Origin of the sequence: Microbulbifer rhizosphaerae (assembly GCF_014191725.1) — a bacterium.
Lineage (GTDB): Bacteria > Pseudomonadota > Gammaproteobacteria > Pseudomonadales > Cellvibrionaceae > Microbulbifer > Microbulbifer rhizosphaerae.
Map to the genome: position 1 here is coordinate 42,673 of NZ_JACHWZ010000014.1, position 23,999 is coordinate 66,671.

20 protein-coding genes are annotated in these 23,999 nt (G+C 61.7%); 12 read left to right on the top strand and 8 right to left on the bottom strand.

Going from position 1 to position 23,999, the window contains the following annotated elements; all coding sequences use genetic code 11:
* Positions 1 to 229: 229 nt before the first annotated feature.
* Genes rpe through FHS09_RS14810 form a run of 3 tightly spaced genes read right to left on the bottom strand, consistent with a single transcriptional unit; the run spans position 230 to position 2,742 of the window.
* Positions 230 to 895 carry a ribulose-phosphate 3-epimerase gene (gene rpe / locus FHS09_RS14800; RefSeq protein WP_183461268.1) on the bottom strand — a complete coding sequence of 222 codons (666 nt, stop codon included), beginning with the start codon at positions 893 to 895 and terminating at the stop codon, positions 230 to 232.
* A gap of 21 nt (positions 896 to 916) precedes the next feature.
* Entirely contained in the window at positions 917 to 1,648 is a 732-nt protein-coding gene (gene murU, locus FHS09_RS14805; protein WP_246395056.1) for an N-acetylmuramate alpha-1-phosphate uridylyltransferase MurU, read from the bottom strand.
* Positions 1,645 to 2,742: an aminoglycoside phosphotransferase family protein gene (locus FHS09_RS14810; protein ID WP_183461270.1), complete on the bottom strand. Its 1,098-nt coding sequence runs from the start codon at positions 2,740 to 2,742 to the stop codon at positions 1,645 to 1,647. The genes murU and FHS09_RS14810 overlap by 4 nt, the downstream gene beginning before the upstream one ends.
* Positions 2,743 to 2,948: 206 nt before the next feature.
* Here FHS09_RS14810 and FHS09_RS14815 point away from each other — a divergent pair, with 206 nt between their 5' ends.
* The 6 genes from FHS09_RS14815 (at position 2,949) to FHS09_RS14840 (ending at position 11,009) form a co-directional block, all read left to right on the top strand.
* On the top strand, positions 2,949 to 5,531 hold the full coding sequence (locus tag FHS09_RS14815) for an LPS-assembly protein LptD (protein WP_183461272.1): 2,583 nt from the start codon (positions 2,949 to 2,951) through the stop codon (positions 5,529 to 5,531).
* Positions 5,531 to 6,874, top strand: coding sequence for a peptidylprolyl isomerase (locus FHS09_RS14820; RefSeq protein WP_183461274.1), 1,344 nt, complete (start codon positions 5,531 to 5,533; stop codon positions 6,872 to 6,874). The genes FHS09_RS14815 and FHS09_RS14820 overlap by 1 nt, the downstream gene beginning before the upstream one ends.
* Before the next feature lie 87 nt (positions 6,875 to 6,961).
* Positions 6,962 to 7,948 carry a 4-hydroxythreonine-4-phosphate dehydrogenase PdxA gene (gene pdxA, locus FHS09_RS14825; RefSeq protein WP_183461276.1) on the top strand — a complete coding sequence of 329 codons (987 nt, stop codon included), beginning with the start codon at positions 6,962 to 6,964 and terminating at the stop codon, positions 7,946 to 7,948.
* Positions 7,949 to 7,963: 15 nt separating this feature from the next.
* The gene (gene rsmA, locus FHS09_RS14830) at positions 7,964 to 8,785 is read left to right on the top strand and encodes a 16S rRNA (adenine(1518)-N(6)/adenine(1519)-N(6))-dimethyltransferase RsmA (RefSeq protein ID WP_183461278.1); all 822 of its coding nucleotides are present in this window, start codon (positions 7,964 to 7,966) and stop codon (positions 8,783 to 8,785) included.
* 2 nt (positions 8,786 to 8,787) lie between these two features.
* Positions 8,788 to 9,600 (top strand): symmetrical bis(5'-nucleosyl)-tetraphosphatase, encoded by an 813-nt coding sequence (locus FHS09_RS14835; protein WP_183461280.1) that lies wholly within the window; start codon positions 8,788 to 8,790, stop codon positions 9,598 to 9,600.
* A gap of 284 nt (positions 9,601 to 9,884) precedes the next feature.
* On the top strand, positions 9,885 to 11,009 hold the full coding sequence (locus FHS09_RS14840) for a CapA family protein (protein WP_183461282.1): 1,125 nt from the start codon (positions 9,885 to 9,887) through the stop codon (positions 11,007 to 11,009).
* Between the two features lies 1 nt (position 11,010).
* Here the strand turns inward: FHS09_RS14840 and FHS09_RS14845 are convergent, their stop codons facing one another.
* Positions 11,011 to 11,769, bottom strand: a complete 759-nt coding sequence (locus FHS09_RS14845; protein WP_183461284.1) for an anti-sigma factor family protein — start codon at positions 11,767 to 11,769, stop codon at positions 11,011 to 11,013.
* The gene (locus tag FHS09_RS14850) at positions 11,766 to 12,281 is read right to left on the bottom strand and encodes a sigma-70 family RNA polymerase sigma factor (RefSeq protein WP_183461286.1); all 516 of its coding nucleotides are present in this window, start codon (positions 12,279 to 12,281) and stop codon (positions 11,766 to 11,768) included. Before FHS09_RS14850 ends, FHS09_RS14845 begins: the two co-directional genes overlap by 4 nt.
* A gap of 196 nt (positions 12,282 to 12,477) precedes the next feature.
* Between FHS09_RS14850 and FHS09_RS14855 the strand changes: the two genes are divergently transcribed.
* The gene (locus FHS09_RS14855; protein WP_183461288.1) at positions 12,478 to 12,879 is read left to right on the top strand and encodes a DUF4168 domain-containing protein; all 402 of its coding nucleotides are present in this window, start codon (positions 12,478 to 12,480) and stop codon (positions 12,877 to 12,879) included.
* Here FHS09_RS14855 and FHS09_RS14860 read toward each other — a convergent pair.
* Both FHS09_RS14860 and galE read right to left on the bottom strand, forming a co-directional pair.
* Positions 12,873 to 14,297, bottom strand: coding sequence for a nucleotide sugar dehydrogenase (locus tag FHS09_RS14860; RefSeq protein ID WP_183461290.1), 1,425 nt, complete (start codon positions 14,295 to 14,297; stop codon positions 12,873 to 12,875). The two genes, FHS09_RS14855 and FHS09_RS14860, sit on opposite strands and share 7 nt — an antisense overlap.
* A gap of 263 nt (positions 14,298 to 14,560) precedes the next feature.
* Positions 14,561 to 15,589 carry a UDP-glucose 4-epimerase GalE gene (galE, locus tag FHS09_RS14865; protein WP_183461292.1) on the bottom strand — a complete coding sequence of 343 codons (1,029 nt, stop codon included), beginning with the start codon at positions 15,587 to 15,589 and terminating at the stop codon, positions 14,561 to 14,563.
* A gap of 374 nt (positions 15,590 to 15,963) precedes the next feature.
* Here galE and FHS09_RS14870 point away from each other — a divergent pair, with 374 nt between their 5' ends.
* The 3 genes from FHS09_RS14870 to FHS09_RS14880 all read left to right on the top strand — a co-directional run bounded on the left by FHS09_RS14870 (position 15,964) and on the right by FHS09_RS14880 (position 20,955).
* Positions 15,964 to 17,886, top strand: a complete 1,923-nt coding sequence (locus FHS09_RS14870; protein WP_183461437.1) for a PrkA family serine protein kinase — start codon at positions 15,964 to 15,966, stop codon at positions 17,884 to 17,886.
* A gap of 211 nt (positions 17,887 to 18,097) precedes the next feature.
* The gene (locus FHS09_RS14875; RefSeq protein WP_183461294.1) at positions 18,098 to 19,378 is read left to right on the top strand and encodes a YeaH/YhbH family protein; all 1,281 of its coding nucleotides are present in this window, start codon (positions 18,098 to 18,100) and stop codon (positions 19,376 to 19,378) included.
* On the top strand, positions 19,378 to 20,955 hold the full coding sequence (locus FHS09_RS14880) for a SpoVR family protein (protein WP_183461296.1): 1,578 nt from the start codon (positions 19,378 to 19,380) through the stop codon (positions 20,953 to 20,955). The genes FHS09_RS14875 and FHS09_RS14880 overlap by 1 nt, the downstream gene beginning before the upstream one ends.
* Positions 20,956 to 21,022: 67 nt before the next feature.
* On the opposite strand, the gene FHS09_RS14885 is transcribed toward FHS09_RS14880, so the two are convergent.
* Positions 21,023 to 21,589: a response regulator gene (locus FHS09_RS14885; protein ID WP_183461298.1), complete on the bottom strand. Its 567-nt coding sequence runs from the start codon at positions 21,587 to 21,589 to the stop codon at positions 21,023 to 21,025.
* A 460-nt stretch (positions 21,590 to 22,049) separates the two neighbouring features.
* Here FHS09_RS14885 and FHS09_RS14890 point away from each other — a divergent pair, with 460 nt between their 5' ends.
* Positions 22,050 to 23,270 (top strand): multifunctional CCA addition/repair protein, encoded by a 1,221-nt coding sequence (locus FHS09_RS14890; protein WP_183461300.1) that lies wholly within the window; start codon positions 22,050 to 22,052, stop codon positions 23,268 to 23,270.
* Positions 23,263 to 23,991: a pteridine reductase gene (locus tag FHS09_RS14895; RefSeq protein WP_183461302.1), complete on the top strand. Its 729-nt coding sequence runs from the start codon at positions 23,263 to 23,265 to the stop codon at positions 23,989 to 23,991. The genes FHS09_RS14890 and FHS09_RS14895 overlap by 8 nt, the downstream gene beginning before the upstream one ends.
* Positions 23,992 to 23,999: the final 8 nt, after the last annotated feature.

The following is a 23,999-nucleotide window of genomic DNA, read 5'->3' on the forward strand; positions in this document are numbered from 1 at the left end:
CATCCTCATGCTCCTGGGTCAGCCCGAAGGAAACAAAGCCGGAAACAGATACATCGGCGATGCATCCGCTGCGACACTGTTCACGAGAGCGCCGCCGGATAAGTGGCATTTGCATGGAATTGAGAGTGGAGCGGAATCAGGTCGCGGTCCTGCAGACGCCGATCAACGAGCGGACATCTGCCTGAAGGACCGAAGTGGAAGAGGGAGTCACTTAGAGGAAGAATTCATGTTACTTCGCCAGTTCCCGGCGCATTGCGGAAATGACTTCCGCGTAATCTTTCGCACTGAAGATGGCCGAACCGGCGACAAAGGTGTCGGCACCGGCAGCGGCGATTTCAGCGATATTGCCGCAGGTCACGCCTCCATCGATCTCCAGGCGGATATCCAGGCCTGAATCGTCGATCAGGGTGCGGGCTTCGCGCAGCTTGTCCAGGGTAGCGGGAATGAACTTCTGCCCGCCGAAACCCGGATTGACCGACATCAGCAGAATCATGTCCAGCTTGTCCATCACGTATTTGGCCGCGTCCAGGCCGGTGGCCGGATTGAACACCAGACCCGCCTTACAGCCGAGGCTGCGGATCAGCTGCAGGGACCTGTCCACGTGGCGCGAGGCCTCCGGGTGAAAGGTGATGGTGGTGGCGCCGGCGTCGGCGAACATGCGAATCATTTCGTCCACCGGCTCCACCATCAGGTGCACGTCGATGGGGGCCTCGACGCCGTGCTTGCGCAGCGCACTGCACACCATGGGCCCTATGGTCAGGTTGGGCACATAGTGGTTGTCCATTACGTCGAAATGCACCCAGTCGGCGCCGGCGGCCAACACCGCGTCCACTTCCTCACCCAGGCGGGCGAAGTCGGCGGAGAGAATGGAGGGGGCGATCTTGTAGTCCGGCATATGGCTTCCTGTTATCGATGATTATTCACTGTGTCCGGTTGGGCGCTCGTCCAGCCTTTGCAGGCGTTCGTCCAGTCGCCGCAGGCGCTCGGGGGTGCCCACGTCGCACCAGTCTCCCTCATACAGCTCAGCCTGCAGCCTGTCTTCGTTGTGGGTGAACACTTCCCCCAGGCCGAAGCGGGTGCGCAATCGGGGGTATTCGCTCAGGATCTGCGGGCGTAGCCAACTGATGCCGGAGAAGGTATAGCGGGGTTTGGCGGTGCCGGAGAGCAGGCCATTTTCGGTGCCCCCCTCGATACCAAAGTCCCCCTCCGGGTTGTGCGGCGGGTTGGGTACCATCAGCAGACGCCCCGGACAGCCCTCGGGCAGCGGCCGCACGAGCCAGCGGGAGAAGTCGAAATCGCACCAGACATCGCCGTTGACCACCAGGAAGGGGGTGTCATCCAGCAGCGGTAGCGCCTTGAGGATGCCGCCGGCTGTTTCCAGGGGCTCTGTCTCCACGGAGTAGCGGATATCCAGGCCCCAGCGGGCGCCCTCCCCCAGTTGGTCGCGGATTTTCTCCCCCAGGTGGCTCAGGTTGATGACCACCCGGCGTACGCCGGCATTCGCCAGCCGCTCCAGGGTGTATTCGATCAGTGGCCGGCCCGCGACCGGCAGCAGTGGCTTGGGGACCTGCTCGGTCAGTGGGCGCATGCGCTTGCCGAAACCGGCAGCCAGCACCATGGCGGCAGGTATTTTGTCTGTATTGCTCATTCTGGCACTCTCTGCTCCGCCACCTCACCGGCTCGCGTGCGCCGCTCACCGGCGCTGCGGTAGTCCCGGTACCAGTCCTGGCGTTCGGCCAGCGGCAGCAGTTCGCTGCGAAACCAGTCGGCGAAGGGTTTCAATTCCGGATAGCGCCCGGCCACCTCCAGGGCGTAACGGATCACCAGCGGCAGGTCCGGCAGGTAACCCCGCTTGCCGTCGCGCAGGTAGAGGCGCGGAAATAGCCCCAGCACCTTGATATGTCGCTGCAGGCCCATCCAGTCGAACCAGCGCAGGAAAGTCTGCGGCGGCACCGGTTCCAGTATGCCCGCGGACTCGGCGGTGTCGGCGTAGCAAAGCGCCCAGTGTTCCACCCGCTCCCGCGGCCAGCGCACGTAGCAGTCGCGCAGCAGAGAGGCCAGGTCATAGGTGACCGGGCCCCAGACCGCGTCCTGGAAATCCACCACCCCGGGGCGCTCGCCATCGCGCACCATCAGGTTGCGGCTGTGATAGTCCCGATGCACCAGCACCTGGGGCTGCTCGGTGGCAGAGTCCAGCAGCAAGTTGAAGGTGTCTTCGAGAAGCCGGCTCTCCTCTTCAGTGAGGGAGTGGCCCAGCAGTTTGCCGGCCAGCCACTCCGGCAGGATGCGCATTTCCGCCAGCAGCAACTCCCGGTTGTAGGGCGGGAAAAGGTCGCCCTCCGGCGGGATCTGCTGCAGGCACAGCAGCTCACTCAGTACCTCCGCGTAAAGCCCCTCTACGGAATCCTCGTTCAGCAGGCCCAAAAGCTGCCGGTCGCCCAGGTCCTCCAGCAGCATATAGCCGCGCTCCACATCCGCCGCCACCACCATTGGGGTATGGATGCCGTGGTGGCGCAGGTAGTCGGCCACGGCGACGAAGCGCCCGGGATTGGTGCGTGCCGGCGGTGAATCCACCGCGATCAGGCTGGGCGCGTTGAGGGTGCGAAAATAGCGGCGAAAGCCCGCATCCCCGGCCAGGGTCTGCAGTGCCACGGATTCGCCCGTCCGCAGCGCGCGGCCGGCCCACAGGCACAACTCCTCGCGCCGCCTGTCTGTCCCGTCTGTCAGTGGACGCTCACTCATGCGCCGATACTACTCCAGTGGTTACCGGCCGCATTGTAACGGCGCCGGCGCCGCCGTCCAGCCGCGGCCGCTTATTTCCCTCAACCGGGCGCCGGGAACCCGCAATCAGTGTTAACGGTCTCTGCATTCAAGTAGAATCGACCGCTGATTTTTGCGCGGCACACAACGCGTACGGAACTCTAAAGATAGCCGGAACATATCACCTGATGCTGGAAGCTTCCCGGTGGCGTCGTCTCACACTGGCGATTGCACAAATTTCACGCCCGCGCTCGCTCGCCATCGGTCTGATAGCCGCACAACCGCTGTGGGGGCAGGCCGCGGAAGCCGAGCCGCCCGCAGCGGGCGACTACAACCCCTACCTCTATCTCGACTGGCTGCCCCGCTGGCAGCTGACGCCGGAGCAGCGTGCGGCCATGCCGGCGGTCTGCTCCGGCGCCTTCGTGGCGCCGCCCCGCGACTACCCCGACGCGAACCTGCTACCGGACGAGGCACCACTGCGCGCCACTGCGGACGAATCCGAGTGGCTCGACGACGGTACCGCACGGCTGCGCGGCAACGTGCATATCACCCAGGGCTACCGCCAGCTGTTCGCCGACCGGGTGGATGTGAACCGCAACGAGAACACCGCCTACCTGAGCGGCGCCATCGAGATGCGCGAGCCCAACCTGCTTGTGCGCGGTGTGGCGGCGGAGGTGCACACCGACAGCGAGGCAGCGGCGATCGAGGACGCCACCTACGTGATCCACGACGACTTCGTTCACGGCGCCGCCCGCCACGCCGCCCGCGAGGCCAGCGGCGAGTTGACCCTGACCGAGGGCAGCTATACCCGCTGCGAGCCCGGCGAGGAAATCTGGCGCGTCAGCGGCGGCGAGATCACCATCGACAATGTGGAGCGCCAGGGGGTTGCGCGAGACGTGCGCCTGGAGATTCTCGACGTACCGGTATTTTACTTCCCCTACCTGCGCTTTCCGGTGGGCGACGCGCGGCTGTCCGGGCTGCTGTTCCCGAGCATCAGCAACAGCGACGAGAACGGCTGGGATATCGCCGTTCCCTACTACTGGAACATCGCCCCGCAGATGGACGCCACCATAGTGCCCCGCTATATCGAGCACCGGGGCACTGGGGCGGAACTGGAAGTGCGCCACCTGAGCACACTGTTCAACACCGAACTGCGCATGGCGGGTCTGCCGGACGATAACGGCGGCGACGATGAGGACAAGCGCAAACTGATCCGGGAAGGCTTCCCGGAGGACCTGGTCAACCCCTCCAAGGGGGAGGACCGCTGGCTGGTCAACGTCGAGCAGCAGGGCGGCAGCGGCGGTCCCTGGCGCACCAATATCAACTACACCAGGGTGAGCGACCCGGACTACTTCCGCGACCTGGACACTGCCAACCTGAGCGTCTCCGCCGAAAGGCAGGTCAAACAGACGGTGCAGGGCAGCCTTATCAGCGAGCACTGGCAGGCGACCCTGCGCGGGCAGGATTACCAGTTGCTGGAAAAGGACAGGTTCGATACCTACAGCCAACTGCCGCGCCTGGACGTGGACGGTAACTATCAGTGGGGCGACTGGCTGCTGGCGATGGACCATGAGGTCGTCAGTTGGGACCACGTGGACACCCAGACAGTCACCCGTATCCTGGACACGAGCGACCCTAACAGCGTCCGCGACATCACCCGAAACTTCGTCACCGCCGAGCGATTTCGCGTGGACTACGAACTGGACTGGGACAAGCAGTGGCTGTGGGGCTATTTCAAGCCGGGATTGGCGGCCCGCTACCTCTCCTACCGCCTGGACGACCAGTTCCTCAATCCGGAGAGCAGCGCCAGCCCGGAGACCTCCGCCGGCCAGTTCACCCTAGATACCGGTCTCTTCTTCGAGCGCGACGGCAACGCCTTCGGCCGCGATTATGTGCAGACCCTGGAGCCGCGCCTGTTCGTCCTGGCCAGCTCCACCGCGGACCAGAGCGATTTCTTCAACGTCAGCCAGAGCCCCTCTGATGGCGGCAACAACCTGTTGTTCGACACCTCGCTGTTTACCTTCAGCTATGACCAACTATTCCGCGACAGCCGCTTTACCGGCAACGACCGCATCGACGATGCCGACCGGGTAGCCTTCGGCCTGACCAGCCGGCTGATCGATCCCACGAGCGGCCGCGACCTGCTCACCGCCAGCGCCGGGCAGATCTTCTATTCGAACGATACGCGCATCGATCGCGCTGAGATAATAGAGGATGCGGCACCGCGCTCGGAATTCGCCGCGCGCCTGGAGAGCCGCCCCATCCAGTACCTGCGCATCGGCAGCGAACTGATCTACGACGACACAGAGGGTGATCTCAATCGCGGCAACTTCAGCCTGCGCTACCTGGACGACGACTTCCGCCTGTTCAGCCTGGGCTATCGCTACCTCCGCCGCGAAAAGCGGTTCGACAAAAACAGCGGCCAGCTGCTCCGGGGGCCCATCGAACAGGCGGACGTCTCCGCGGTCGTGCCAATCAACACCAATACCTCCATACTGGCGCGGGCCAACTACGATATAACCTTTGATCGGGAACTGGAGTACCTGGCCGGTATCGAATACGACAGCTGCTGCTATCGCGCCCGCCTGGTGTGGCGGCGCACCCTGGACAACGATCTGGCGGATGTAGTCACCCCGGAAGAACTGGAATACGACGAAGGGATCTATCTTGAAGTACAACTGAAGGGCCTCGCCGGCCTGGGCACCACGGTCACTCGTATGCTCAGCCAGGGCATTCCCAACTTTGACCAGAGAGAAGTACTGAAACAGTGATGAGAATAACGAGTAAGTTTATGGCCGCACGAGCCCTGCTGGCACTGATGGCCACCTTCGCGCTGACCACCGGCACCGCCCACGGCCAGGTGCAGGCACTCGACCGCGTGGTCGCGGTGGTGGACGACGATGTAGTGATGGCCAGCGAGCTGCAACAGCGCCTCAGCACCATCGTCGCACAGATCCAGGCGCAACAGGTACAGGCGCCGCCGATGGCGATCCTGCGCCGCCAGGTGCTGGAGCAGTTGATCGTCGAGCGGCTGATGCTGCAGATGGCCAACCGCGCCGGGGTCACCGTGTCCGAAGCGGAGTTGGACCAGGCGATCGCCCGGGTGCAACAGAATATGGGCGCGAGCCCGGAAGAGTTTCGCAAAAGCCTGGAGGCGGACGGCCTGTCCATGAAATCCTTCCGCCAGCAGATCCGCCAGGAGCTGCTGATCCGCCGGGTGGAACAGGGCAGCGTCAACCGCCGCATCCAGATCACCGACCAGGACATCGACAACTTCCTGCGCTCCAAAGAGGGCGAGTTCTGGAAATCCCCCCAGTACGAACTGGGCCACATCCTGATCCCGGTCAACTCCAGCGCGCCCGCCAACGAAGTGACCGAGGCCCGCGAAAAAGCCGAACAACTGGCCCGGCAGGCCACCGAAGGCGCCGATTTCCGCCGCCTGGCGATCGCCAACTCCGCTGGCCAGAATGCTCTCTCCGGCGGCGACCTGGGCTGGCGCAAAACCGTGGAACTGCCCACCCTGTTCGCCGACGCACTGGACGGGCTGGAAGTGGGTGATGTCACCAAACCTTTCCGCAGCGATGCCGGTTTCCACCTGCTGAAGATCCACGCCCAGCGCGGCTCCACCGAGCAAGTGGTGGAGCAGACCAAGGTGAGCCATATCCTGATCAAGACCTCCGCCATCGTCAGCGACGACGACGCCTACAACAAGCTGGTCGAACTGCGCCAGAAGATTCTCGACGGCGCGGACTTCGGCAAGCTGGCGCGGGAGAATTCGGAAGATATCGGCACCATGCTCCAGGGCGGCGACCTGGGCTGGTCCATGCCCGGGCAGTTTGTGCCGGAGTTCACCCAGGCCATGGACAATACCCCGGTGGGCGAAGTGAGCATGCCGTTCCGCAGCCAGTTTGGCTGGCATATCCTGCGCGTGGACGGCCGCCGCAAACAGGATATGACGGATCAATACATCCGCAACCAGGCCGCCAACCTGCTGCGCAACCGCCGCTACGAGGAAGAGGCGCAGAACTGGCGCCGCGAGATCCGCGACCAGGCCTTCGTGGATATCAAGCTGCCGGATATGCAGGAAGAGTCCGAGGACTCCGGACAGCAGTAACCCACCGGACCGCGGAGCTATTGATCTCGGAGCTCCGCACACCGGCCCCGGGCCCGGCCCATGGCCGCGACCAAAGCTGACACAGGCATGATACCCAGAATCGCCCTCACCCCCGGTGAACCCGCAGGCATAGGCCCGGAGCTGGCCGTCAAACTCGCCGGCTCCGGCAGCCATGCGCAGATCGTCGCCGTCGCCAACCCGCAACTGCTTGAGCAGGCTGCCGCCCAACTGCGCCTGCCGCTTCAGCTGCTCCCCTTTGATCCGCAGGCGCCCGCCGCCGGCACACCGGCCGGGAGCCTTTATATCCAACCGGTGCCAATACCCCGGCCGGCGCGGCCAGGCCGGCTGGACACCGCCAATGCCACCTATGTGCTGGAAACCCTGCGCACCGCCGCCGAGGGCTGCCTCTCCCAGCGCTTCGACGCCCTGGTAACCGGTCCGGTACACAAAGGGGTGATCAACGATGCCGGCATCCCGTTCAGCGGCCACACGGAATTTTTTGCCGGACTCGCCGGCGTCGAGAGGGTGGTGATGATGCTGGCCGCCGACGACCTGCGCGTGGCGCTGGCCACTACCCACCTGCCGCTGCGGGACGTCAGCGCGGCGATCAGCGGCGAGTCACTGGAACAGGTACTCACCATCCTGCATCGCGGGCTGCGCGACCAGTTCCGTATCGAGCTGCCGCGTATCGGTGTCTGCGGACTCAACCCCCACGCCGGCGAGGGCGGCCACCTGGGGCGCGAGGAAATCGATATCATCTCGCCGGCGCTGGACAAGCTGCGCGCCCTGGGCATGCAACTGACCGGTCCCCTGCCCGCGGATACCCTGTTCACCCCACCGCAGCTCGCCCGCTGCGATGCTGTCCTGGCCATGTACCACGACCAGGGACTGCCGGTGTTAAAATTCAAAGGGTTTGGACACGCGGTAAATATCACCCTGGGGTTGCCATTTATCCGCACCTCCGTGGACCACGGCACCGCACTGGATATCACCGGCCTGGGCACAGCCGACTGCGGCAGCCTGCAGGCCGCACTGGCCCAGGCGATCCAACTGGCCGAACTGCGCCACCTTTAAATCACAGACTTCTCTATGGACAACTTTTTCCAACACAAAGCGCGCAAGCGCTTCGGCCAGAATTTCCTGGTGGACGAAAATATTATCGAGCGCATCGTCCGCGCCATCGCCCCCAAAGAGAGCGATAACCTGGTGGAAATCGGCCCCGGCCAGGGCGCGATTACCCGGCTGCTGCTCCAGCGCTGCCCTTCGCTTACCGCGGTGGAACTGGACCGGGACCTGATCCCAATGCTGAAGTTCAAGTTTCGCGACTACCCGGAATTCAACATCATTGAGCAGGATGCGCTCAAATTCGATTTCGGCGAATTCGCCGGCGACCGTCCTCTGCGCATCGTCGGCAACCTGCCCTACAATATCTCCACACCGCTGCTGTTTCACCTGCTCAGTTTCCGGGGTGCGGTGCAGGACATGCACTTTATGCTGCAAAAGGAAGTGGTGGATAGACTCAGTGCCACCCCCGGCAGTAAATCCTACGGTCGCCTCAGCGTGATGGTGCAATACCACTGCCGCGTACAGGGGCTCTTTCCGGTGCCGCCGCAATCCTTCCGCCCGGCACCGAAGGTGGAATCCGCAATCGTGCGCCTGGTGCCCCACGCCGCGGCCCCCCACCCTGCAAAAGACGAGCAACTGCTGGAGCGCATCGTCAACGTGGTTTTCCAGCAGCGCCGCAAAACCCTGCGCAATGCGCTGAAACCCCTGTATTCTGAACTGGACCCGGCACAGCTGCCGGTGGATGCGGGACGCCGGCCCGAAACTCTGAGCGTACAGGAATTTGTACAATTGACGGATTACTGCGAGACATTGGGAAATAGCGTCCTACAGGACACTAAGGACTGATCTTGGCCACCTACGCCATCGGCGATATCCAGGGCTGCCTGGAGTCGCTGCAGCAACTGTTGAAAAAAATCCACTTTCGCGCGGACCGCGACAAACTGTGGCTCGCCGGCGATATGGTGCACCGCGGCCCGGACAGCCTGGGCACCCTGCGCTTTCTCTACGAGCATCGCAGCCAAATCACCGCGGTACTCGGCAATCACGACCTGCACCTGCTCGCCCTGGCCCATGGCGCCAAGCGCCTGACCGACAAGGAGCACGACCTAAAAAAAATACTGCTCGCGAACGATGCCGACAAACTGCTCGGCTGGCTGCAGGGCCTGCCGCTGGCGGTGCATAAAAAGGGCTACACCATGGTGCACGCGGGTATTCCGCCTATCTGGAGTGTCAGCAAAGCCCTGGAACTGTCGCGGGAAGTACACCGGGCCCTCGCCGACGACGCCATGACCAAAGCTTATTTTTATGGCATGTACGGTAATGAACCCCACTGCTGGAGTGAGCACCTGATCGGTATCGAGCGGCTGCGCTCCATCACCAACTACTTCACCCGTATGCGCTTCTGCAAGGCCGATGGGACCCTCGACCTGGTCACCAAGCGCGGTCCCCAGGCGGCCCACGGCGAATTCAAACCCTGGTTCAGCTTCCCCGAGCGTAAGACCCGAAAGGATAAAATTATCTTCGGCCACTGGGCCGCCCTCGAAGGCCGCGCCGATACCCAAAATGTCTATGCGCTGGATACCGGCTGTGTCTGGGGCGGCTATCTCACCGCCATGCGCCTGGGCAGCGAGGAATTTTTCTGCAGCGACTGTACCCTGTAGTAGCGGCCGTTGGCCGCGGGTGCTTTTAGTTCGTAATCAGGGAGCGGGCGGCCCTGCTGCCGGTGGCCTTTTGCGGGACACGGGCAGGGCGCCCCCCTTAAATACATCCCTGTACGCTCGTAATCGGCATCTGACCGCCATGGATGGCGGAAATGCAGATTTTGCAGGAGCAAAAATCTGCCATGCCTCATACGGTCCCGCAAAAGGCCACCGGCAGCAGGGCCTTCTCATGACGGCCATCCCCTGAATCGCGAACAACGGTTCCTATTACAAGGTACAAGGCCATGAGCGAAGAGACGGTGCGTCTGATCCTGGCCGGCGATGTGATGACCGGCCGCGGTGTGGACCAGATACTGCCGCACCCTTCCCCAGCGCAGATCTACGAGCCCTATATGCGCTCGGCGCAGGGCTATGTAGCGCTCGCCGAACAGCACAGCGGCCCAATCCCCCAACCGGCGGAACCCGCCTACCTGTGGGGCGATGCACTGGCGGCAATGGACGCCCGCACCCCTGATTTCAGAATCATCAACCTGGAAACCGCAGTCACTCGCAGCGAGGATTACTGGCCGGGCAAGGGTATCAACTACCGCATGCACCCGGACAATATCTCCTGCCTGGAGGCTGCGCGCATCGATGCCTGCAGCCTGGCCAACAACCACGTGCTGGATTGGGGTTATGAGGGACTGGCAGAGACACTTGCGACATTGCGCAACGCGGATATAGAAACCGCCGGCGCGGGAGAAAATTCAATTGCGGCGGGCGCCCCCGCGGTACTCGCCCACAACAGCGGCAGGGTGCTGTTATTCGCCTTTGGGCACCCCAGCAGTGGCGTCCCCGAGGAGTGGAGGGTGCGGGCGGACAAACCCGGCGTCAATGTCCTGGAGAACCTGTCGGAGAAGAGCGCACAACAGTTGGCCGACAAGGTGGACAGCTATCGCCGCCCGGGAGATCTCACGGTGATGTCCATACACTGGGGCGGCAACTGGGGCTACCGAATTGCGCAGGCCCAGCGCGACTTTGCCCACGCACTGATCGACCACACGGGAGTGGACCTGGTTTTCGGGCACTCCTCCCACCATCCCCAGGGCATCGAGATCCACCGCGAACGCGCGGTGCTCTACGGTTGCGGAGACCTGATCAACGACTACGAAGGCATCGGCGGCCACGAGGAATACCGGCCACAACTGCGCCTGCTTTACTGCGTCGACCTGGACCGGGACAGCGGCGCGCTGCGGCGCCTGGAGCTGATTCCGTTTGAAATGTATCGCTTTCGGCTTCGGCGGGTTTCGGCGGAGCAGCGGGAGTGGCTGCACCGCACCCTGAAACGCGAATGCCACCGACTGGGCTCAGATCTGGTACAGGCGAAGAAGAGCTACTCCCTGCTGTTGGATCGGTCAGAGGAAAAATAAATTACATTCTGCTGACCCCGGCGGGCAAAATTTCCTCCTGCATCGGTTGCAGCGCCGGATCGGCAGCGGGAGCCTCGGGTAGCGCGCTGGCACTGGAAGTGACAGCCGCCGGCACAGTCAGTTGCCGGCGCAGGAGAACGGCGATGGCGATCAGCCGCGCGTCGTTTTCCGGCCCGGTCAGCGCGTAGTGCCGGCCGCCATCCAACCACTCCACTGTCGCAATGCCGCCTTGCGGAACAGTATTGACGGCATTGCCGTGCATGTCGGTTTCATAGAATGTCAGGCTGGTGCCATCTGCGGCGGTAAAATGATATTCCAATGTTTTGCCATTCAGGGAAAAACCTTCATCGACTTGCGGTTGCAATTCCAGGCCGGCGTAAGTGGCGGCGACTTCGCCTCCCGCCTGCACTCCCGCTGCTCCCACTCCTGCGGTTTCGGGCAGTTGTCCGCTGCCATCCCGCCAAAGCCAGGGCACGCTGCTTGCCAGCACCAGCAACGCGGCTGCCACGCCGATATAGAATGGAAATCGCCTCTCGCCCGGAGGGGCAAAAGATTCCGCCGCCTGCTCGCGGGCGGAAGTGAAAGTACGGTAAAGCTCTGCCTCCTGTTTCCAGTAGGCGTGTACGCGATCTGCATCCTCCGGATTCGCGCGCAGGTGAGCGGCCACACGGGCACTGTGCGCCCGCGACAGCTGTCCGTCGGCGAAGGCACTCAGATCCTCCCGGGTCACACTGCGCTGCTTTTCTCGACGTATCATCATTTGACCCTCCTGAGGTGGGCATCTTCCGCTCTATCCTCCCCCCGTTCACAATGCCGGCGCAGGGTTTCCCGCGCCCGCGACAGCCGCGAGCGCAAAGTCCCGATATTGATGCCCAGGATTTGCGCTGCCTCCTTGTAACTGGGCCCCTCGAGCACTATCAACATCAGCGCGGCGCGCTGCTCCGGTGGCAGGATATCGATTGCCGCCACCGCATCACAATACTGTACATGGGACTCCTGGCGCGGATCGACCGTCAGCGCAGCTCCCGCATCGGGGGCTGTGGATTCGCGCCTCACTCGCGCGGATACGCGCTGATTGAGGTAAATATTGTAGAGCAGCCGAAACAGCCAGGAGCGTATAGCTCCACTGGTACGCCAGAGATGTCCCTTGCGCAGCGCCCTCTCCAGGCAGTCCTGCAAGAGGTCTTCCGCTTCCGTGATATCGCCACACAGGCTGCGCGCATAACGGCGCAGATGGGGAATCTGATCGCAGACTTTTTGTTCAAAACTCATGATTGACCCGTTATGCGCGTTATTTTCACTCAATTTAAATAACAGCGATGGGGACAAGAAAGTTCCACCGACAGGCGGAGTTTTATTGAATGAACGAACCGGCGACCGCTATGGAACCTACCGGCATCGGGTGCTGTTTGTATGAGTGGTGGCACAGCCATTCGCCATCATGCAAACAAAGTCAGGAGCAATATCGATGATTAACAGGACAGTCACCCTCAGCAGCGCCCTCGCCACTCTTCTGTTACTGCCGGCAAGTCTGACCGCCCAAACTGACAGTGGCGCAAGCAACCAGGCACAGCCCTATTCCCCGGGAGCTACCGCCCAGGCTTCGGACAGCGCAGCCAGCTTTAGCGACACCGAACTGCAGTCATTCGCTGAAGCGCGCGATAAGGTGGATGAAGTACGGATGCAGCTCGCGACTAAACTGAGCAGCCTGCAGGATCCCGAGGAAGTGCAGCGGGTGCAGAAGGAGGCGGATATGCAGATGATCGCCGCAGTAGAGAACGCCGGGCTGACACGGGAACGCTACAACGAAATTTCACGCGCCGCACTGAGCGATCCGGCCCTGGCCGAGAAAATCAGTCAGATTCAGTAATTTTTTTTCGCTCGCTCTGCGGCCGGAAACGGCCGCTTTTTTTTACCAGCGGAAAGTGAACCCTCGCTCCGGAGCAATTCACGCCTCGCGAGGGACTCGCCGCGACCGATACCGTGATAGGAAAACCCCTGGTCGCGCATATAGTCCGGCTGGAACAGGTTGCGGCCATCGACAATCAACGGCCGCCGCAGGCACTGTTTGAGTTCGGCGAAATCCGGCGCCCAGAAGCAGCGCCACTCAGTGCAGATGGCCAGCGCATCGGCTCCGTCCGCGGCTTCCTCCGCACTGTCGCAGAGAACCAACGACTCCCTTTCCCCATAGATACGCCGGCACTGCGCCATGGCCACCGGGTCGTAAGCGCGCACTCTCGCGCCCGCACGCCACAACTGTTCCATCAGTTCCCGCGAGGGCGCTTCGCGCATATCGTCGGTCTCCGGCTTGAACGCCAGCCCCCAGATTGCAATGGTTCTACCGCGCAGATCGCCGCCGAACAGCTCCGCCAGCTTGTGGAACATCGTGCGCTTCTGCCGCTGGTTGACGTTTTCCACTTCAGCCAGCAGCCCCGCCCGGTAGCCACCGTTGCGCGCGGCGGCGGCCAGGGCGCGCACATCCTTGGGAAAACAGGAGCCGCCGTATCCGCAGCCGGGGTAGATAAAATGGTGGCCGATACGTGGGTCCGAACCTATGCCCTGGCGCACCTCCTCGATATCCGCCCCCATGTGCTCGGCGATATTGGCAATCTCGTTGATAAAGCTGATGCGGGTGGCGAGCAGGGCGTTGGCCGCATACTTGGTGAGTTCAGCGGAGCGCACCGACATAAACATCAGCCGGTCGCGATTGCGGTTGAAGGGCGCATAGAGAGTGCGAAACTGCCGTTGTGCCTGCGGGCTGTCACTGCCCACTACGATGCGGTCCGGCTTGTTGAAATCCTTAAGCGCCGCCCCCTCCTTGAGGAATTCCGGATTGGAGGCCACCTCCACGGGGAAGTTCGCTCCACGCTTGTCCAGTTCTTCGCGAATCACCGCCGCCACCCGGTCGCAACTGCCCACCGGCACGGTGGATTTCACCGCGACGGTCACCGAATGCCGCAGCTGACGCCCCAGGGTGCGGGCCACCGCCAGCACGTGGCGCACATCGGCACTGCCGTCCTCGTCCGGCGGCGTACCCACGGCAATCATCACCAGTTCGGCTTTTTCCAATGCAATGGCGCTGTCGGTGGTGAACTGTAGTCGCCCGGTCTGCGTACCCTCGCGCAGCAGCTCGGGCAGACCCGGCTCGAAGATGGGACAGCGGCCGTTGCGCAGGTCGTCGATACGGGTCGCATCGATGTCGACACAGGTCACCCGATTGCCCACCTGCGCCAGGCAGGCACTGGTGACCAGGCCCACATAGCCCACGCCAAAGATAATTACGTTCACACTAGCCCCCTCGAAATGTCTTTCGAGGATCATTCTTGTGGCAGTTTGTGACGCTCATATTAACCCTGTATTACAGGGTTAATATGACTGGCACAGGGAGGTGTCAGCGCGGGCGCAGACCGCGGAAGCCGAGTGCGGATAAATTCGTCGGGAGCGAATTTAGGCAGTCTCTGACTGCCCCGAAGGGTTAGTCCCAGGGAGAGGACTAACACATGTGCCGCACTCGGCGTATTCAGATTAATTCAGGACGAATTAATCTGAACTTAAGAGTCAACGTAACCATTAGGGTTTTGTGACTGCCAGCGCCAGGTGTCCTCCACCATGCGCGCCAGATCGTATTCGGCTTTCCAGCCCAGTTCGCGCTCCGCCAGCGCCGGATCGGCGTAACATTCCGCAATGTCGCCGGGGCGGCGCGGGGCTATCTGATAGGGGATCTCGCGGCTGCTGGCCGTCTCGAAGGCACGCACGATTTCCAGGACCGAACTACCGCGGCCGGTACCCAGGTTGTAAGTGTAACAACCCTCGGCGGTCTCCTCCCGGCGCAGTTTCTCCAGCGCCGCCAAGTGTCCGCGGGCCAGGTCCACCACGTGGATATAGTCGCGCACGCCGGTGCCGTCGACGGTGCTGTAGTCGTCGCCAAACACCTGCAGTCGGGGCAGCCGACCCACCGCCACCTGGGCCACATAGGGCAGCAGGTTGTTGGGGATGCCCCGCGGGTCCTCGCCGATAGTGCCGCTGGCGTGGGCACCGATGGGATTGAAATAGCGCAACAGGCTCACCTTCCAGGAGCTGTCCGGCGCCGCGCACAGGTCCCGCAGGATATTCTCCACCGCCAGTTTGCTCGCTCCGTAAGGGTTGGTGGCGCCGGTGGGAAAGTCCTCGCGGATCGGCACACTGGCCGGGTCGCCGTAGACGGTGGCGGAGGAGCTGAAAATCAGCCGGCGCACGCCGAATTCCTCCATCACCTGACACAGGGCCAGGGTGCCGGCCACATTGTTCCGGTAATAACGGAGCGGCTGGGAAACGGATTCCCCCACTGCCTTGAGACCGGCGAAATGAATTACTGCATCGATGGAGTGTTCGCGAAAAATATTGCGCAATCTATCGGCATCACAGATATCCACGCGGTAGAAAGGCACATTGCGCCCGGCGATCGCCTCCACCCGCCGCAGCGCCTCTTCGCTGCTGTTGCTCAGGTTGTCCACCACCACGGGCTGTTGCCCGGCGGCCAGCAGTTCGACGCAGGTATGGCTGCCGATATAGCCGACTCCGCCGGTAACAAGAACTGTCATAGCTATTCCCTATAAACACGTGGCGCTTTTCGAAGGTGTCAAGTAGAGCGCAAAACTGCCACGCAATTCAACCTCTATTGGACGCCCCAGGCGACAGGAAAGCTATGCTCAATAGACGGGAGGAAACCCAGTTTTCCCCGCGCATGGAACGGCGGCGGCGCGCCGCCGGCGATAAAGATAGAGTTTCCCGCGCGCGAGCGCCCTCCAGTATTACGGGAGTCCGGTCTCCGGAACCCGGTCGAGACGCCAGCAAGGGAAGTTGGCACTGCAGCCTGGCCAAGGGCCTCAGCGAGATTCATAAGTGCAGTTGTACAGATGGCGCTCCGGGAATGGACGCCGTGAGCTGCCGAACACGCGACAGGGAGTTTACCGTCATGACGATTTTCAACCACTACCTGGAAAGGTATGAATCCATTCAGGAAGAGGAACTCAGTATCCAGGAGTACCTGGAACTGTGTAAAACCGACCGCAGCGCCTACGCCTCACCCGCCGAGCGCATGCTGATGGCAATCGGCGAGGCGGAATTGGTAGACACCTCCCGCGACTCGCGCCTGTCTCGCATTTTTTCCAACAAAGTGATCCGGCGCTACGAAGCTTTCAGCGAATTCTACGGCATGGAGGAGGCGATAGAACAGATCGTCTCCTTCTTCCGCCACGCCGCCCAGGGGCTGGAGGAAAAGAAACAGATCCTCTACCTGCTGGGCCCGGTGGGCGGCGGGAAATCCTCCCTGGCGGAGCGGTTGAAAGCGCTGATGGAAAAAATTCCCATCTACGCCATCAAGGGTTCGCCGGTATTCGAATCCCCCCTGGGCCTCTTCTCCCCCAATGAGGACGGCCAGATCCTGGAAGAGGACTACGGTATCCCCCGGCGCTACGTCAACACCATCATGTCTCCCTGGGCGGTAAAACGCCTGCACGAATACCAGGGGGACATCAGCCAGTTCCGGGTAGTAAAAGTTCACCCATCGATACTCGACCAGGTGGCCATCTCCAAGACCGAACCGGGGGATGAGAACAACCAGGATATCTCCTCACTGGTAGGCAAGGTGGATATCCGCAAACTGGAGGATTTCCCGCAGAACGATCCGGATGCCTACAGTTTCTCCGGCAGCCTGTGTCGTTCCAACCAGGGGCTGATGGAATTCGTGGAAATGTTCAAGGCTCCGATCAAGGTGCTGCACCCGCTGCTCACCGCCACCCAGGAGGGCAATTACAACAGCACCGAGGGCCTTGGCTGCATTCCCTTCAACGGTACCATCCTGGCGCACTCCAACGAGTCCGAGTGGCAGACCTTCCGCAACAACCGCAACAACGAGGCCTTCCTCGACCGTATCTATATCGTCAAGGTACCCTACTGCGTACGGGTGCAGGAAGAGATCCGTATCTACCAGAAACTGCTGGAAAACAGCTCGCTGTCCAAGGCGCCCTGTGCGCCGGACACCCTGCGTATGCTCGGACAGTTCTCGGTGCTGTCGCGGATCAAAAACCCGGAAAACTCCAGCATCTACTCCAAAATGCGCATCTACGACGGCGAAAACCTCAAGGACACAGATCCCAAAGCCAAAACCATCCAGGAATATCGCGACAACGCCGGTGTGGACGAGGGCATGAATGGCCTGTCCACCCGCTTCGCGTTCAAAATCCTGTCCAAGGTATTCAATTTCGACGCCACCGAAGTCGCCGCCAACCCGGTACACCTCCTCTACGTACTGGAACAGCAGATAGAGCAGGAGCAGTTTCCCCCGGAAGTGCAGGAAAACTACCTGGGATTCATCAAGGAATACATGGCGCCACGCTACGTGGAGTTTATCGGCAAGGAAATCCAGACCGCCTATCTGGAATCCTATGCGGAGTACGGCCAGAACCTGTTCGACCGCTATGTCACCTACGCAGACTTCTGGATCCAGGACCAGGAATACCGCGACCCGGAAACCGGCGAGATTCTCGACCGCGGAGCCCTGAACGAAGAACTGGAAAAGACCGAAAAGCCCGCCGGCATTTCCAACCCCAAGGACTTCCGCAACGAGATCGTCAACTTCGTACTGCGCGCGCGCGCCAACAACCAGGGAAAGAACCCGGACTGGCGCTCCTACGAAAAATTGCGCGCTGTGATCGAGAAGAAGATGTTCTCCAACACCGAGGACCTGCTGCCGGTAATCTCCTTCAACACCAAGGCCTCCGTCGACGACAAGAGAAAGCACGCGGATTTTGTCGCGCGGATGGTGGAGAGGGGCTATACCGAGAAACAGGTGCGGTTGCTTTCTGAGTGGTATCTGAGAGTGCGCAAGTCGCAGTAATGCGTTAATGCGGTCATAGGAGAATGGCACTTAGTTAAACGAAACGTAATGCGAAGGCCATGGTGTCGGGGGCTTTTTTGCGGGACTGTCTGCGAGAGGGACCTCGCGGACAAGCCCCCAGGGATGGGTTTACGGCGTGTCCTGCAAAAAAGCCCCCGGCAGCATGGCCGCCACGCCCCTAACTAAGTCCATCCCGATCAGAGGCAGTAATATGAGCTATATCATCGACCGCCGCCTCAACGGCAAGAAGAAAAGCACTGTCAACCGGCAGCGGTTTCTGCGCCGCTACAAGGCCCATATCAAGAAAGCTGTGGGAGAGGCGATGAACAGCCGCTCCATTACCGATATGGACAAGGGGGAGCGCATCAGCATTCCCACCCGCGATATCAACGAGCCGGTATTCACCCACGGCCCCGGCGGTCATGTGGAGCGGGTGCTACCCGGCAACCGGGAATTCATCGCCGGCGACCGTATTCCCCGCCAGGGACAACAAGGCGGCGGGGGAGGCAGCGGCAGTGGCGCCAGCGACAGCGGCGAGGGAATGGATGAATTTGTCTTCCAGATATCCCAGGAAGAATTCCTCGATTTCATGTTCGAAGGCCTGCGCCTGCCCAACATGATCAAGCGCCGCTTGGCCGGCAACGAATCCTTCCAGGTGGTACGCGCCGGCATCAGCAATGAGGGCACCCCCGGCCGGCTCAATGTGGTGCGTTCCATGCGCGCCGCCAACGCCCGCCGCATAGCGCTCACCGGCAGCAAGCGGCGCAGCATCCGCGAGCTGGAAAAGGAACTCGCGCTGGAGGAGAGCAAGGACCCTACCCTGCGCGACCAGCGCATAATCGACCAGTTGAACAGCAAGATCGAAGAACTGCACGCACGCATCGGCCGGGTACCCTTTCTCGACGATTTCGACCTCAAGTACAACCTGCTGATACGCCAGCCAAAACCCCGCTCGCGCGCCGTCATGTTTTGCCTCATGGACGTTTCCGGCTCCATGAACCAGGCCACCAAGGATATGGCCAAGCGCTTTTTTCTGCTGCTGTACCTGTTTTTACAACGCAGCTACGAGTACACCGAAGTGGTGTTTATCCGTCACCACACCAGCGCCAAGGAAGTGGATGAAGAAGAATTTTTCTACTCCCGGGAAACCGGTGGCACCATTGTCTCCAGCGCACTCAAATTAATGCGCCGCATCATGCGCGAGCGCTACCCCGCCAGCGAGTGGAATATCTACGGCGCCCAGGCCTCCGATGGCGACAACTGGAACGACGACTCCAGTACCTGCCACAAGATACTGATCGACGACATCATGCCCCAGGTGCAGTACTACTCCTACGTGGAAATCACCCCGCGAGACCATCAGGCATTGTGGGAGGAATATGAGAGTGTACGGGCGGTATTCCCCGATCACTTCGCCATGGAACAGATTGTCGACGTGCAGGACATCTACCCGGTGTTTCGCCAACTGTTCAGCCAGAAGGTGGCCGCCTGATGCTCGATACCTTCACCACCTCAGAACCCACCGAGCGCCGACCTATCTCCACCAGTTCCGAGTGGACCTTCGAACTGATCCAGGAGTACGACCGGGAAATCTCCGCGCTGGCGGAAGAGTTTGGGCTGGACACCTATCCCAACCAGATCGAGGTAATCTGTTCCGAGCAGATGATGGACGCCTACTCCTCGGTGGGCATGCCGGTGGGCTACAACCACTGGTCCTTCGGCAAGCAATTTATCAGCGTGGAAAACAACTACCAGCGCGGGCTCATGGGTTTGGCCTACGAAATAGTGATCAATTCCAATCCCTGCATCGCCTACCTCATGGAAGAGAACACCATGACCATGCAGGCGCTGGTGATCGCCCACGCCAGTTACGGCCACAACTCCTTTTTCAAGGGTAACTACCTGTTCCGCAGCTGGACCGATGCCAGCAGCATCATCGACTACCTGATCTTTGCCAAGAACTACATCGCCCGTTGCGAAGAGCGCCACGGAGTGGACGAGGTGGAAGCAATCCTCGATTCCTGCCACGCGCTGATGAATTACGGCGTGGACCGCTATAAGCGCCCCTATCCCATTTCCGCGATAGAAGAGGAGCGCCGGCAGAAAGAACGGGAGGAATACCGCCAGCGCCAGCTCAACGATCTGTGGCGCACCATCCCCAACCTCAGTGGCGCGGAAGAGGAAAAGGAACAGCAGCGCTTCCCCGAGGAACCCCAGGAGAATATTCTCTATTTCGTGGAAAAGCATGCACCGCTATTGGAAAACTGGCAGCGGGAACTGGTGCGCATCGTGCGTAAACTGGCACAGTATTTTTACCCGCAGCGGCAGACCCAGGTGATGAACGAAGGCTGGGCCACCTTCTGGCACTACACCCTGCTCAGCGAACTGTACAAGCGGGGCCGGGTGACCGAAGGTTTCATGATGGAATTCCTGCAGAGTCACACCAGTGTGATCTACCAACCGCCCTTCGACAGCCCCTATTACAATGGCATCAACCCCTACACCCTGGGGTTCAGTATTTTCACCGACCTGCGGCGCATCTGCGAAAATCCCACCGAAGAGGATCGCCAGTGGTTTCCGGACATCGCCGGCAGCAACTGGAAGGAAACGCTGCAATTCGCCATGCGCGACTTCAAGGACGAGAGCTTTATCCTGCAGTTTCTCTCGCCCAAGGTAATGCGCGACATGAAACTCTTCTGCATCAGCGACGACGACCGCGAAAACGAAATCGTAGTCAACGCCATCCACGACGAAGACGGCTATCGCCAGCTGCGGGCCAACCTCGCGGGGCAGTACAACCTGGGCAACCGCGAGCCGAATATCCAGGTGTTCTCGGTGGATACCCGCGGCGACCGCTCAATGACCCTGCACCACACCCAGCACCGCCGCCGCCCCCTGGGCAAGGACACCGGCGAAGTGCTGCGCCACCTGCACCGGCTGTGGGGGTTCGACGTGCACCTGCACAGCCTGCACGGAGACGAAATCACCGCCAGCCACCACTGCCCGGAACTGGGTCGCGACAGACTGGAAGGGGAAGAGGAATCGATGATGGTACCTAAGCCGATTTGACCATGACCAACGACTAATGACCAAAAGCGGTGAACCGGCTATTGGCCATTGGTCACTGATGGACTGATTACACTTCCAGCAACAACCTGGCCTTGGCCGCCAGCTCACTGCGTTCCCCCGGGTGCGCCACCAGCGCATCGGCACCGGCATCGAGCCAGCGCTGCCGGTCTGACTCCCCGGCGGGGGTTATCACCAGTACGCGCACCGTGGAGTACTCGCTACGCGAGCGCAGGTAGTCCAGTATGCGGAAGCCGTCCGCCCCCACCAGTCCGGCGTCCAGAACCAGAAGCGCCGGCTTGCAGCCGGCCATCAGGGTGCCGGCCACAAAGATGTCACCGGCGACATCCACATCACAGCCCGCTTGTTGCAGCGCCTGGCGCCCGGCGGCGGTCAATTCCGGATCGCTCGCCAGAATCAGCACCTTGCGACTGGCCGCGGCCAACTCGTTCGGCACCGGCATGGCGTTGTCGCGCAGAAAGCCGACAAAGTCCTCGACACAGATACGGTGGTCGCCGCGCCCAGGCAGTTTGTAGGCCTTCAGCTGGCCCCGCTCGATCCAGCGGATTACGGTGCGAAAGTTCACCCCGCAGTATCTGGCTGCCTCTCCAGTGGTGAGCACGTGCAGTTCGTTCATCTTATTATTTCTCCCCCAAACATCCCACGATTGCTATGTAAGTCATTGCGATAGTATTTTTTTGCACCAAATGACCAAAATCGGCACTTTGTCACAAAAAATTCTGTTATTTCGCACAAACCTTATAAATTATGCTGCTCAATACTGCAAAACCAGTCTTTAACTCGGCCTTGCTATTTGTGTGACGAACAGAAAGCCAAGCCCCTCAAAAAAACCTCGAAAGATAGAGTTGACAGTTATGACAGGTTAAATAGAATAGCCTATATTGAACGGCGAGTGGATATTCCCCTAACGATTACCCTAAGACCTGGGCCCCCTTGCAATTTCGGGGCCTTTTTTTTATCTTGCCGCATTCTTCCAATTTCCTCCCTTCGCCCCTCTGGGGCGCCAGCACCAACGAATCTATGGCAGTTCACAGCGCTACCCGGCAAACCACTCCCTCCGGCGGGACTCCCGCAACATGAAGATCTACCTGGTGGGCGGCGCAGTGCGCGACAAACTCCTCGGGCGCCCAATACATGAGCGCGACTGGGTGGTTGTGGGCGCCGACGAAGAGCGGATGCGCGACCTGGGCTTTACCCCGGTCGGCCGCGACTTCCCGGTATTCCTGCACCCGGACACCGGCGAGGAATACGCCCTGGCGCGCACCGAGCGCAAGAGCGGCCACGGCTACGGCGGCTTCACCGTGCACGCCGCAGCGGACATCACCCTGGAACAGGACCTGCTGCGCCGCGATCTCACCATCAACGCCATGGCGGAAGGGGAGGACGGCGAACTGATCGACCCCTACGGCGGCCGCGCCGACCTGGAGGCACGCCTGCTGCGCCACGTCTCCCCCGCCTTCGCCGAAGACCCGTTGCGCATCCTGCGCGTGGCCCGTTTTGCCGCCCGGTACCACCACCTGGGCTTTACCATCGCCGACGACACTATGACGCTGATGCGGCGCATGGTGGATGCAGGGGAAGTCCAGCACCTGGTGGCGGAGCGGGTTTGGAAGGAAGTTAGCCGCGCCCTCACCGAGCCCGACCCGGACGTATTCATCCGCGTACTGCGGGACTGCGGCGCGCTGGCAATCCTGCTGCCGGAGGTGAACCGCCTGTTCGGCGTCCCCCAGCCACCACAGCACCACCCGGAAATCGACACCGGAGAACATGTACTCCTGGCCCTGCGCGCCGCCCCCGCACAACTACCGGTGCGCTTTGCTGTACTGCTGCACGACCTGGGCAAAGGCATCACCCCCAGCGACATACTCCCCAGCCATCGCGGCCATGAGCGTGCCGGCCTGCCACTGGTGCGGGATGTATGCCGGCGGCTGCGCGCACCCGGGCAGCTCACCGCCCTGGCCCTGGGTGTGTGCGAATACCACCTGCACTGCCACAAGGCCTTCGAACTGCGCCCACAGACTCTGCTCAAGATCCTACGGGCCCTGGATGCCTTCCGCCGCCCCGAGCGTTTCGAGCAGTTCCTGCTCGCCTGCGAAGCCGACGCCCGCGGGCGCACAGGACTGCGGGACCGGGACTACCCGCAGGTGGACTACCTGCGCGCGGTGCGCGAGGCCGCCGCGGCAGTTTCCGCGGAGGGGCTGATGGCGCGGGGTTTCGAGGGCGCCGAACTGGGCAAAGCTCTGGACCGGGAGCGCATCGCCGCCCTCACCCGGCTGAGGAAAACCTACGATGCGTAACGCCCTTGTCACCGGAGCCGCCGCCCGCCTTGGCCGCGCCATGGCCCGTGAGCTGCACCGGGATCACCGGGTAATTGTGCACTACCGCCGCTCCGTCGCGGCCGCCCGGGGACTGGTGGACGAACTCAACGGGATTCGCCCCGACTCCGCCGCGGCCCTGCACAGCGAACTGGCCGGCGCCAGTGACTGCGAGCGACTGGCCGCGGAAGCGGTGGACCTCTGGGGCGGAGTAGATACCCTGGTCAACAATGCCTCCGCCTTCCACCCCACACCAATCGGCGATGCGGACGAGAAACAGTGGGACCAGTTGATCGGGAGCAACCTGAAGGCACCCTTCTTTCTCTCCCAGGCCCTGGCAGAGACGCTGGCCCGGGACAGCGGCTGCATCGTCAATATGGCGGACATCCACGCCGAACGCCCCATGCCCCGCCACACCCTCTACTGTGCCGCCAAAGCCGGCTTGGTGATGCTGACCAAAAGCCTCGCGCTGGAACTGGCCCCCCGGGTGCGGGTCAACGCCATCGCCCCCGGTGCGATTCTGTGGCCAGAGCAGGAAAATGTAGACGGCGCGGCCAGGACGCGAATACTCTCACGCATTCCCCTCGCCCGCACCGGCGATGAAGAGGATATAGTCCGCACCCTGCGTTTCCTGGTGAGCGAGGCGCCCTATATCAGCGGCCAGGTCATCGCGGTGGACGGCGGCCGCAGCCTCAATATTTGAAGCGGGAG

What these genes read in the sequence shown, in the direction of transcription:
- FHS09_RS14880 (WP_183461296.1), top strand. Translation starts at nt 19,378, where the DNA reads ATGCTCGATACCTTCACCACCTCAGAACCCACCGAGCGCCGACCTATC.
- rsmA (WP_183461278.1), top strand. Translation starts at nt 7,964, where the DNA reads ATGGACAACTTTTTCCAACACAAAGCGCGCAAGCGCTTCGGCCAGAAT.
- FHS09_RS14875 (WP_183461294.1), top strand. Translation starts at nt 18,098, where the DNA reads ATGAGCTATATCATCGACCGCCGCCTCAACGGCAAGAAGAAAAGCACT.
- FHS09_RS14870 (WP_183461437.1), top strand. Translation starts at nt 15,964, where the DNA reads ATGACGATTTTCAACCACTACCTGGAAAGGTATGAATCCATTCAGGAA.
- FHS09_RS14815 (WP_183461272.1), top strand. Translation starts at nt 2,949, where the DNA reads ATGCTGGAAGCTTCCCGGTGGCGTCGTCTCACACTGGCGATTGCACAA.
- murU (WP_246395056.1), bottom strand. Translation starts at nt 1,648, where the DNA reads ATGAGCAATACAGACAAAATACCTGCCGCCATGGTGCTGGCTGCCGGT.
- galE (WP_183461292.1), bottom strand. Translation starts at nt 15,589, where the DNA reads ATGACAGTTCTTGTTACCGGCGGAGTCGGCTATATCGGCAGCCATACC.
- FHS09_RS14895 (WP_183461302.1), top strand. Translation starts at nt 23,263, where the DNA reads ATGCGTAACGCCCTTGTCACCGGAGCCGCCGCCCGCCTTGGCCGCGCC.
- FHS09_RS14820 (WP_183461274.1), top strand. Translation starts at nt 5,531, where the DNA reads ATGAGAATAACGAGTAAGTTTATGGCCGCACGAGCCCTGCTGGCACTG.
- pdxA (WP_183461276.1), top strand. Translation starts at nt 6,962, where the DNA reads ATGATACCCAGAATCGCCCTCACCCCCGGTGAACCCGCAGGCATAGGC.
- FHS09_RS14855 (WP_183461288.1), top strand. Translation starts at nt 12,478, where the DNA reads ATGATTAACAGGACAGTCACCCTCAGCAGCGCCCTCGCCACTCTTCTG.
- FHS09_RS14840 (WP_183461282.1), top strand. Translation starts at nt 9,885, where the DNA reads ATGAGCGAAGAGACGGTGCGTCTGATCCTGGCCGGCGATGTGATGACC.
- FHS09_RS14885 (WP_183461298.1), bottom strand. Translation starts at nt 21,589, where the DNA reads ATGAACGAACTGCACGTGCTCACCACTGGAGAGGCAGCCAGATACTGC.
- rpe (WP_183461268.1), bottom strand. Translation starts at nt 895, where the DNA reads ATGCCGGACTACAAGATCGCCCCCTCCATTCTCTCCGCCGACTTCGCC.
- FHS09_RS14845 (WP_183461284.1), bottom strand. Translation starts at nt 11,769, where the DNA reads ATGATGATACGTCGAGAAAAGCAGCGCAGTGTGACCCGGGAGGATCTG.
- FHS09_RS14850 (WP_183461286.1), bottom strand. Translation starts at nt 12,281, where the DNA reads ATGAGTTTTGAACAAAAAGTCTGCGATCAGATTCCCCATCTGCGCCGT.
- FHS09_RS14810 (WP_183461270.1), bottom strand. Translation starts at nt 2,742, where the DNA reads ATGAGTGAGCGTCCACTGACAGACGGGACAGACAGGCGGCGCGAGGAG.
- FHS09_RS14890 (WP_183461300.1), top strand. Translation starts at nt 22,050, where the DNA reads ATGAAGATCTACCTGGTGGGCGGCGCAGTGCGCGACAAACTCCTCGGG.